The following is a 9,472-nucleotide window of genomic DNA, read 5'->3' on the forward strand; positions in this document are numbered from 1 at the left end:
CGGCTCACTCTGCTTCAGTGGTGGTAGCTAATCACCACAAACTGTTAGATACAAGGGAGGGGGTCGGTGAGGCAGAACCTGTCAACACAGTAGCCGGCTGCGCCGGGCAACGGCGCCACTCACTATCAGAGTTGTACTCAACTGCTGCTGGCGCCTCCATGCCGCAAAGCGGCATTCAGAGAACTTGCTCGTCAGTCCAGGCTGTGTATTCAATTCAGGGTGAACGGTTCCGAATCCTTTCTGCTTCCGGTTAAGATACATTCAGGTTCTCGAAAAATAAAGGAAAACGTTCGTAGTGAATCTGAAGGAAAAATCGGCCCATCTGGCGTGGTGCGAGCTGGTTGCGCTGGCATTAGGTAGGAAGAACGGCGATATAGTGTCGCCAGTACAGTAAAATCTCTTTCTCACCAGGTGGCTGGCGACGGCGCTGAAGCAACGTCGCTTTTCGTGTGATATTACCCCCGACATCGAGTGGCTTCTGAAACTGCTGTGTCTCATTGAACGTGAGCCTGCACTGATTAATACATTGCGCGGTATTCTCGCTTGAACAAAGCCAGCCCCTTCGCGCTGACGGGCCTGGTTTTGTTCTTCGGTGTACAGTACACCGTCTGACGACGGATTGCCTCCCTTTACCTCGGTGCATAGCCCTCTTCCGCCAGTGTTTTCATATGAATGGACTAGGAAATAAATTATGCTGACTCATTATTTCTGGCCATAAAGGTTCTGGCAGTGCCATCTTTCGGGTCAACAAAGGTAATATCTTCAGGATCACGACGAGGGCTGGCCAATGACAGAAATATTACGGGTTCTTCAAGAAGGGTTGGTAATGCATGGACAACGTTACGCTCGAAAAAAAGCACGTGGCCGGGGGCAAATTCGGCTTCGTCACGAGGATCTTCCATCCAGAGCGTCCCCATGAATCCCTGAATAACCTGACGCCGGAGGATCACCTGCTGATGGCTGAAAAACCGGAACTCTCAAAAAGTGCGTGGAACTAAAACAGGTGTGCATTACTCCACCTCATGTTGAAGAGACCAGACTGCATCAGAAAATTGCACCATAACTGAGCAAGCCGCATCCCATTGGTGCAAAAGTGTCTCCAAAAGTAAATAATCCATTGATTTAACTGTGCTTTAAAAATGGCATGAATTTTTCATGTCGGGTATATGCAAGCAGGGGCAACCCTTAAGCCTTGAATCCATTAAATATCGACAGGTAATGAAGCCTGATTGTCCTTATTAGGACAATCAGGCTTTTTTATTAATGCAGAGAGCAAACATACGTGCAAACTATTGATATTGGAATTTTGCTTTCCACTGAAGGTACCTACAGCCACCTGGCGAACAGCACACTGCTTGGTGCGCGCCATGCCTTAGAGGAAATCAATGCCGATCCTGCTTATCCTTTTCAGCTGCGGGCCCGACATATCAACCCTGCGGGTGAACTCGCAGCCTACAGTGAAGCGGTGAGCACCTTTATCGCTCACGGCATCCGCCATATCTTCGGAACCATTACCTCTGCCAGTCGGAAGGAGATTATCCCGGACCTGGAGCAGCATAACCTGCTGCTGTGGTATGGCTGTCCTTACGAGGGGTTCGAGAGCTGCGAGCAGGTCGTATATCTGGGCGGTTGTCCGAACCAGACTCTGCTGCCACTCCTGCGGCTGGCGCTGGATATGTTCGGAAATCGCTCCTGGCTGATCGGCTCTAACTACGTCTGGGGCTGGGAAAGCAATCGTATCGCCCGTGAGGCAGTGGAAGGTTCCGGCGGTACGGTGGTGGGCGAAAAATATCTGCACCTGAGAAACAGCAACGTGACCGAGTTGATTGAGGCGATTCTCAGCACAGAGGTAGATTTTGTGCTCAATAACCTGGTAGGCGAAACCTCTTATGCGTTTCTGCGCGCACTGGACGAGGCCTGTCTTCGCGATCGGCGGACGTTAGCGGTGCTCAGCTGTAATTTTACCGAAGCCGAAGTCGCCGAAGTCGCGCCACTAAGGGCGGTACGTTTGCTTTCCTGCGGACCGTTTTTTGAGAGCGTCGATCTCGATTTTTGCGCGCGGCAGCACCTGCAACATGGCGCACAGCGCATCTCCCACTACTATATCGGCGGCTGGCGGGCAGTAAGGCTGTTTGCCAATAGCCTGCGCGAGGCCGGAAACAGCGAGCCGGGTGCGGTGCTGGCGGCACTGCATCGTCAGCACGACGTTGATTCTCCGGGCGCTCGCTCAGTAATGGCTCGAAACAACCACGCCTGTTTGCCCTGCTACATCGCTGAGTTGCAACAAACTTGCTTTCAGATACTGCATCGCGAACCGCTGCCGGTTATGCCCGATCCCTATCTCTCCGCGACCGAGCTACGTGAAAGCCGAACGGTTGCAGCCAGACCTGCTCTGAGGATTGTTAAATGAAAACGCTGCTGTCCCCGGATTTAGATGCTCAGCCGCTCCTGCTGGTAGACTGTGAAGCAAGGAGTCGCGAAGCGCTGGAAAAAAACCTGACGCGGATGGGTATCCGCTGGCATCACCTGACCGGAGATGAAGCTTTACCTCCTCTCACCCCCTGTGCAGTACTGGTGGAACTGGAGGCATTCGCCAGCCCGCTAACCCTGAGCCAGATCAATCTGGCGGGAATACCGGTGATCGCGCTGACCTCACATGAGGGACTTTACCAGGTACAGCGCGCGCTGGAGTTAGGGGCAACAGCGCTCCTTACCAAGCCTATTACACAGCGAGCCATCTATACCACCCTGATGATGGCAGTGGGGCTGCGTCAGCAGTTGCATGACATTCAACAGCAACAGATGCTACTGCGCCAGCGTCTGGCAGCAATGCCGCAGATTACCCAAGCTCTGGCGGCCCAGATGCAAGCGGAAAGTATTGATGAACAACAGGCATGGGTTCGCCTGCGCTCGGAATCAATGTGTACGAACCAGTCGGTGGCACAGGTGGCGCAGAAGTGGCTGCTACGAATGTCGTCCGGCAAGCGGGGAGCACAATGAATAGAGTCGGATATTTTCTGCGCCGGCCAGCCCTGCTGCTCTCGCTGCTGTTTATTCTCCTGGTGGTGATGAGCGCGCTGTTTGCCCCCTGGCTCACCCCCTTCGATCCCGATGAACAGTTTGTCGAGGGACTGAGCCTGGAAGGCGCACCGCTTTCTCCCAACAGCACTTACTGGCTGGGAACCGATCTGCTGGGACGCGATCTCTTCTCGCGTTTAATTTACGGAGCTCGTACTTCGTTACTCATCGGTGTTGTCGCCAACGGCACTGCAGTACTGATCGGCGTCCTGGTAGGGCTTAGCGCAGGTTATCTGCAGGGGCGTATCGGAGGGCTGCTGATGCGCTTTACCGATCTGATGATGGCGTTTCCCGCACTGCTGCTGGCGATTGCCCTGGCGGCGATTTTCCAGCCAAGTGTCTGGATCGTGTCCCTGGTGATCGCCATGGTGAACTGGGTGCAGATCGCCAGGGTTATCTACGCCGAAACTAGCGCGCTTAGCGCCCGCGACTTTATCGCCGTGGAACGCACCCTGGGGGCCGGAACGTTGCGTATTCTCGGCGTGCATTTAATTCCACATCTGGCGCCAACGGTGCTGGTCTGGGCCACACTAGGCATCTCCACCACAGTCCTGCTGGAAGCTACTCTATCGTTCCTCGGGGTGGGGGTACAGCCGCCAACGCCGAGTTGGGGCAACATCATCTTTGAAAGCCAGAGCTATTTTACTTCGGCTCCCTGGCTGGTGTTCTTTCCCGGCGCGGCGATTGTGCTGCTGTCGCTCTCTTTCAATATCGCTGGTGACGCCCTGCGCGACGCCCTCGATCCCGGCTTAAAAGGACGAAACTAATGCTATTTCTGGGAAAACGTCTGTTGCATGCCGGGCTGATCCTGCTTGGCGTTACGTTGATCTGCTATTTGCTGCTGTTTATGTTGCCCGCCGATCCAGCGCGCCAAATCGCCGGGCGCAGTGCCACGCCGGAAGTAGTCGAAAACATCCGCCATCAGTTGGGGTTGGATCTGCCGTTTTATCAGCAATATTGGCGTTATCTGCAGGGGCTGCTGCACGGCGATCTGGGACGCTCGTTTATTCAGCGCAGCGAAGTGAGTGAACTGGTTTCCGCCCGTATCGGGCCGTCACTGCAGCTGATGGCGGCGGGTATTCTCTGCGAGTTGGTACTGGGGATCGCCCTCGGCACCCTGGCGGCGTTAAAACGCGGCGGGCTGGCGGACCGGCTTCTGATGGCGCTCTCCTTTATCGGTGTTTCGGCGCCGCAGTTCATCGCCGCGATGCTTTTTCTCTATCTTTTCGCCGTGGTACTCAACTGGTTCCCGATGGGAGGCTATGGCGGCTTCAGCCATCTGGCGCTACCGGCGCTAACCCTCGGCCTGCTCGGCAGCGGCTGGTATTCACGCATGTTGCGCTCGTCGATGATTGAGGTGCTGCATCAGGATTTTATCCGTACCGCGCGGGCCAAAGGGCTGGGCCGAACCCGCGTACTGCTGCGTCACGTGCTGCCGAATGCCGTGCTGCCGCTAATTCCGATGATAGGCATTGATATCGGCATTTTTATGGGCGGACTGGTGGTAGTCGAATCGGTCTTTGGCTGGCCGGGTATCGGTCAGCTGGCCTGGCAGGCGATTCAACAGGTGGATATCCCGGTGATTGTCGGGGTAACCACCGTGTCAGCGGTTGCCATTGTTGGCGGCAACCTTATTGCGGATCTGGTGCTGCCGTGGGTCGATCCGCGCATTGATGTCAAAAAGTAGCAGGGGAAGATGATGAAAAATGCGTTATTGACAATGGCGGTGGCCGCGGCCTGTTTCTCTTATGGCGCGCAGGCTGACGAGAAGACCGGCGGCGATATCGTGGTGACCTACCAGAACGACGTGGCGACCCTCGATCCGGCCATTGGCTATGACTGGCAAAACTGGTCGATGATCAAAAGCCTGTTCGACGGCCTGATGGACTATCGTCCCGGCACCACCGAGTTGGTGAACGACCTGGCGGAGAGCTACGCCATTTCCGAGGACGGCAAGGTCTACACCTTTGTGCTACGCAAAGGGGTGAAATTCCACAACGGCCGCGAGGTCACGGCGGCGGACGTGAAATATTCTCTGGAACGCACAGTCAACCCGAAAACCCAAAGTCCGGGCGCCGGGTTCTTCAGTCCCATCGCGGGCTATGACGAGGAGGCCAGCGGTAAAAGCACGACCCTGAGCGGTATCGAGGTCGTCGACGATCATACGGTAAAAATCACTCTGAAAGAGCCCAACGCCACCTTCCTGCATGTGCTGGCGCTGAACTTTGCCTCGGTGGTTCCCCGTGAGGAGGTGGAGAAATGGGGCGCCGACTTCGGCAAGCATCCGGTCGGCAGCGGCGCGTTTGAGCTCCAGGAGTGGAAGCTGGGCCAGGAGCTGATCTTCCGCAAAAACCCGAACTACTTTAAAGCCGGCGTGCCGCGGCTGGATCACATAAAGTTCGAAATGGGACAGGATCCCTCGGTCGCTCTGCTGCGGCTGGAAAAAGGCGAAGTGGATATTGCCGGCGACGGCGTACCGCCCGCACAGTTTCTGTCGTTTAAAAACAACCCGGCCTATAAGGGCCTGATGGTCACCGGCGACCAGTTGCAGACCGGCTACGTGACGATGAAAACCACGCTGCCGCCTTTCGATAATCTCAAAGTCCGCCAGGCGGTGAACATGGCGGTCAACAAAGATCGCATCGTGCGCATCATTAATGGACGCGCGGCGCCGGCCAACCAGCCACTGCCACCCGCCATGCCCGGTTATGACAAGGCATATCAGGGTTTCAGCTACGACCCGGCAAAAGCGAAGCAACTGCTCAGCGAAGCGGGTTTCCCCAACGGTTTTGCTACCGAACTGTACGTGATGAATACCGATCCGCAGCCGCGTATCGCCCAGTCTATCCAGCAGGATCTGGCCAAAGTGGGCATCCACGCCAGCATCAAATCCCTGGCGCAGGCGAATGTGATTGCGGCGGGCGGCTCCGCCAGCCAAGCGCCGATGGTCTGGTCCGGCGGCATGGCGTGGATCGCCGATTTCCCGGATCCCTCCAACTTCTATGGCCCGATCCTCGGCTGCGCCGGGGCGGTAGAGGGCGGCTGGAACTGGGCGCGCTACTGCAACAAAGCGCTGGACGCGCAGGCGGCCGCGGCGGACAGCATGGTGAAACCCGACCAGCAGGACGCGCGCATTGAAGCCTGGCGCAAAATCTTCATCACTGCAATGGATGACGCGCCCTGGGTGCCGGTATTCAACGAGAAGCGCTACACCGTACATTCCGCACGCATGGGGGGCGAGGACGCGCTGTATGTCGATCCAGTGCATGTACCAGTCAACTACGACTATATCGGACTGAAATAATTTGATGGCGCCGGGACGGCGCCGCTGCTTAAAGGAGAGTCAGGATGTGCCAAAATTGTCTGGTGAAGACCATTCATCATGCTCAACATCATTTCGGCTGGGATAACAGCCTGAGCCCGGTCCTGCACGTAGCTTCCGGCAGCCAACTGGAGTTTCACTGCCTGGATGCGGCTAACGGCTGGTTCAACGCCGGTTCTACCGCAGCGGATATCCCAACGCTGCCGTTTGATAAGCTCAACCCGGTCAGTGGCCCGGTCTATGTGGAAGGCGCTCAGCCGGGCGATGCGCTAAAGGTGACGCTGGAATCCTTTCGTCCCAGCGGCTTTGGCTGGACTGCGAATATCCCGGGCTTCGGCCTGCTGGCCGATCAGTTTTCTGATCCGGCGCTGACGCTGTGGCAATATGACCGCCAGGGCTTAACCCCCTGCGCCTTTGGCCGATATGGCCGCGTACCGCTGAAACCCTTCGCCGGTACCCTCGGCGTCGCTCCCGCCGCCGCGGGCCATCATTCGGTGGTGCCGCCGCGCCGCGTGGGCGGCAATCTGGATATTCGCGATCTGGCCGCTGGCTGCACATTATGGCTACCGGTGGAAGTAGAAGGCGCGTTGTTTTCTATTGGTGACACCCACGCCGCGCAGGGCGATGGTGAAGTCTGCGGCACGGCGATTGAAAGCGCGATGGACGTGGTGGTGAAGCTGGAAGTGGTTAAAGATATGCCGCTGAAAACGCCGCGTTTCGCCACCCCTGGCCCAGTGACCCAACATCTGGATCGGCACGGCTACAGCGCCTTCACCGGCATTGGCCCTGACCTGATGACCGCCGCCCGCGACGCGGTAAGCTATACCATCGATGCGCTGTGCCGCGAACAAGGGATGTCGGCGGAAGAGGCCTATATGCTCTGCTCCGTGTGCGGCGATCTGCGCATCAGCGAAATCGTCGATCGGCCTAACTGGGTGGTGTCGTTCTATTTTCCCAACAGCGTGTTTAATTAGGAGCGTTATGTCAGCAGTCCTATTTCCGGCGCCGCTGCTCTCGGTCGAGCGCCTGTCGATCCAGTTTGGTACACAGCGGGTGGTGGATGACGTCAGCTTTGCGCTCTGGCCGGGAAAAACTCTGTGTATTGCCGGCGAGTCGGGCAGCGGTAAATCGCTGACTTCGCTGGCGATCATGGGTTTGCTTCCGGAGGAGGCACAGATTCCAGGCGGCGCGATTATTTTTGATAACCAGGATTTGCTCAGCCTGCCGGAGCGGCAAATGCAGCTGCTGCGCGGCAAGTCGGTTGCCATGATTTTTCAGGAACCGATGACCTCGCTCAATCCGCTGATGACGGTGGGCCAGCAGCTGGAAGAGACGCTGCAACGCCACGAAGTGCTGGGCCGCCGTGAACGGCGCAGCCGGGTCAGCACGATGCTGGACGCGGTCAAAATCAGTCATGTGGAGAAGCGCCTGCAACAGTATCCGCACGAGCTTTCCGGCGGTATGCGCCAGCGGGTGATGATCGCCATGGCAATGCTGTGCCAGCCACAGGTGCTGATTGCCGATGAGCCGACCACGGCCCTCGACGTCACTATTCAGGCGCAGATCCTCGAGTTGATGCGCGAACTGCAGCAGGCGTTTTCCACCAGCCTGCTGTTGATCACCCACGATATGGGAGTGGTGGCAGAAATGGCCGATGATGTGCTGGTCATGAGTCACGGCAAAATCATGGAGCAGGCTCCGGCAAAAACGCTGTTTACCTCGCCGCAGGCGGCTTATACCCGCCAGCTGTTGCAGGCGGTACCGGTGCTGGGCCAGGCGCCCGCGCTGGCGCCGGTCGAGGCGACGCGACCGTTGCTCAGCGTCCGCGACCTCAGCGTGCGCTTTCCGGTGCGCGGCGACGGCCTGCGCGTGCGTCGCGAAGTCCATGCCGTCGATGGCGTCAGCTTCGATCTTTTCCCCGGCGAGACGTTGGGCATCGTCGGTGAAAGCGGCTGCGGTAAATCGACGACAGCAAAAGCGCTGATGAATATGGTGCCATTTAGCGGCAGCGCGCAGCTTAACGGACAGGAGCTGCACGGCCTGAAGGACGAGGCGTTAAGAGCGGTACGCCGCGATTTGCAGATGGTGTTTCAGGATCCCTGGGCGGCGCTCAATCCGCGCAAAACTATTTTCGACCTGGTTGGGGAGCCGCTGCTGATTCATGAGCAGATGCCCGCAGTACAGCGCACGGAGCGGGTGGCGCAGCTATTGCAGCAGGTCGGCCTGCCAGCGGAAGCGATGCGGCGTTATCCGCACCAGTTTTCCGGCGGCCAGCGCCAGCGCATTTGCATTGCCCGCGCGCTGGCGCTGAACCCGAAAGTGATCATCGCCGATGAATCGGTTTCCGCGCTGGATGTTTCAGTACAGGCGCAGGTGCTGACGCTGCTGGAAGATTTGCGTCAGCGCTATCGGCTCAGCTATCTGTTTATTTCCCATGATATGGCGGTGGTGGAGCGCATCTGCCACCGGGTAGCGGTGATGTTTGGCGGCCAGCTCGTGGAGATCGGCCCACGAGATCGAGTGTTGCACCATCCGCAGCATCCTTATACTCAGCACTTGCTCAGCGCCGTTCCTATACCTGACGTTCAGCAAAGACGGCAACCCCGAGCCCCCAGCGCAATGCCGATAAGACCAGAACCGATCAAACCCATCGGCTATCAGAGAGTACCGCAGCGCTTTACCGATTTTGGCGACGGGCACCTCGTCGCCTGCTGAACAAAAAAGCATTCAAACCGGCGGATTTCCGCCGGTGGCAACACTGTTGCCACACAACCCGACGAGAGGCCATTAAGCTGGAAAAGTTGGTAATGCTGCCAACTTACTGATTTAGTGTATGATGGTGATTTTAAGGTGCTTGCGTGGCTTCCATTTCCATCAGATGTCCTTCCTGCTCCGCTACTGAAGGCGTGGTGCGTAACGGCAAAAGCACTGCCGGACATCTGCGCTATCTCTGCTCTCATTGCCGTAAAACATGGCAACTGCAGTTCACTTACACCGCCTCTCAGCCCGGTACGCACCAGAAAATCATTGATATGGCCATGAATGGCGTCGGATGTCGCGCCAGTGCACGCA

General features: G+C 57.4%; 9 protein-coding genes and 2 pseudogenes. 10 read left to right on the forward strand and 1 reads right to left on the reverse strand.

Annotated elements, in window-relative coordinates; genetic code table 11:
• Positions 1-295: 295 nt before the first annotated feature.
• Positions 296-484 (forward strand): annotated as a pseudogene (locus ABLU50_RS15625) (DUF2913 family protein); the annotation flags it as partial.
• A 205-nt stretch (positions 485-689) separates the two neighbouring features.
• On the opposite strand, the gene ABLU50_RS15630 reads toward ABLU50_RS15625, so the two are convergent.
• Positions 690-902 carry a hypothetical protein gene (locus ABLU50_RS15630; protein WP_161989521.1) on the reverse strand — a complete coding sequence of 71 codons (213 nt, stop codon included), beginning with the start codon at positions 900-902 and terminating at the stop codon, positions 690-692.
• On the opposite strand from ABLU50_RS15630, the pseudogene ABLU50_RS15635 reads away from it, so the two are divergent.
• From ABLU50_RS15635 to ABLU50_RS15675, 9 genes and pseudogenes are all read left to right on the forward strand, one after another.
• Positions 897-998, forward strand: a pseudogene (locus ABLU50_RS15635) (integrase); the annotation flags it as partial. The gene ABLU50_RS15630 and the pseudogene ABLU50_RS15635 sit on opposite strands and share 6 nt — an antisense overlap.
• Before the next feature lie 284 nt (positions 999-1,282).
• Positions 1,283-2,410 (forward strand): transporter substrate-binding protein, encoded by a 1,128-nt coding sequence (locus ABLU50_RS15640; RefSeq protein ID WP_004182135.1) that lies wholly within the window; start codon positions 1,283-1,285, stop codon positions 2,408-2,410.
• Positions 2,407-3,000 (forward strand): ANTAR domain-containing protein, encoded by a 594-nt coding sequence (locus ABLU50_RS15645; protein ID WP_004118229.1) that lies wholly within the window; start codon positions 2,407-2,409, stop codon positions 2,998-3,000. Before ABLU50_RS15640 ends, ABLU50_RS15645 begins: the two co-directional genes overlap by 4 nt.
• On the forward strand, positions 2,997-3,845 hold the full coding sequence (locus ABLU50_RS15650; RefSeq protein ID WP_004118228.1) for an ABC transporter permease: 849 nt from the start codon (positions 2,997-2,999) through the stop codon (positions 3,843-3,845). Before ABLU50_RS15645 ends, ABLU50_RS15650 begins: the two co-directional genes overlap by 4 nt.
• A complete protein-coding gene (locus ABLU50_RS15655) occupies positions 3,845-4,765 on the forward strand; it encodes an ABC transporter permease (protein WP_004118227.1) in 921 nt (306 codons plus the stop codon). The genes ABLU50_RS15650 and ABLU50_RS15655 overlap by 1 nt, the downstream gene beginning before the upstream one ends.
• A 12-nt stretch (positions 4,766-4,777) precedes the next feature.
• Positions 4,778-6,382 (forward strand): ABC transporter substrate-binding protein, encoded by a 1,605-nt coding sequence (locus ABLU50_RS15660; RefSeq protein WP_004152278.1) that lies wholly within the window; start codon positions 4,778-4,780, stop codon positions 6,380-6,382.
• A gap of 44 nt (positions 6,383-6,426) precedes the next feature.
• The gene (locus tag ABLU50_RS15665; protein ID WP_004118225.1) at positions 6,427-7,374 is read left to right on the forward strand and encodes an acetamidase/formamidase family protein; all 948 of its coding nucleotides are present in this window, start codon (positions 6,427-6,429) and stop codon (positions 7,372-7,374) included.
• 7 nt (positions 7,375-7,381) lie between these two features.
• Positions 7,382-9,115, forward strand: coding sequence for an ABC transporter ATP-binding protein (locus ABLU50_RS15670; protein WP_004181985.1), 1,734 nt, complete (start codon positions 7,382-7,384; stop codon positions 9,113-9,115).
• 143 nt (positions 9,116-9,258) lie between these two features.
• Positions 9,259-9,472: IS1 family transposase (locus ABLU50_RS15675; RefSeq protein ID WP_348864833.1), on the forward strand; the 214-nt coding region annotated here is incomplete at its 3' end.

It is taken from the genome of Klebsiella sp. GG_Kp173 (assembly GCF_040062415.1).
GTDB classification, from domain to species: domain Bacteria; phylum Pseudomonadota; class Gammaproteobacteria; order Enterobacterales; family Enterobacteriaceae; genus Klebsiella; species Klebsiella quasipneumoniae.

Excerpts from the sequence above, each read along its gene's own strand:
- ABLU50_RS15630 (WP_161989521.1), bottom strand. The coding sequence starts at position 902 with ATGGAAGATCCTCGTGACGAAGCCGAATTTGCCCCCGGCCACGTGCTT.
- ABLU50_RS15645 (WP_004118229.1), top strand. The coding sequence starts at position 2,407 with ATGAAAACGCTGCTGTCCCCGGATTTAGATGCTCAGCCGCTCCTGCTG.
- ABLU50_RS15665 (WP_004118225.1), top strand. The coding sequence starts at position 6,427 with ATGTGCCAAAATTGTCTGGTGAAGACCATTCATCATGCTCAACATCAT.
- ABLU50_RS15655 (WP_004118227.1), top strand. The coding sequence starts at position 3,845 with ATGCTATTTCTGGGAAAACGTCTGTTGCATGCCGGGCTGATCCTGCTT.
- ABLU50_RS15660 (WP_004152278.1), top strand. The coding sequence starts at position 4,778 with ATGAAAAATGCGTTATTGACAATGGCGGTGGCCGCGGCCTGTTTCTCT.
- ABLU50_RS15650 (WP_004118228.1), top strand. The coding sequence starts at position 2,997 with ATGAATAGAGTCGGATATTTTCTGCGCCGGCCAGCCCTGCTGCTCTCG.
- ABLU50_RS15670 (WP_004181985.1), top strand. The coding sequence starts at position 7,382 with ATGTCAGCAGTCCTATTTCCGGCGCCGCTGCTCTCGGTCGAGCGCCTG.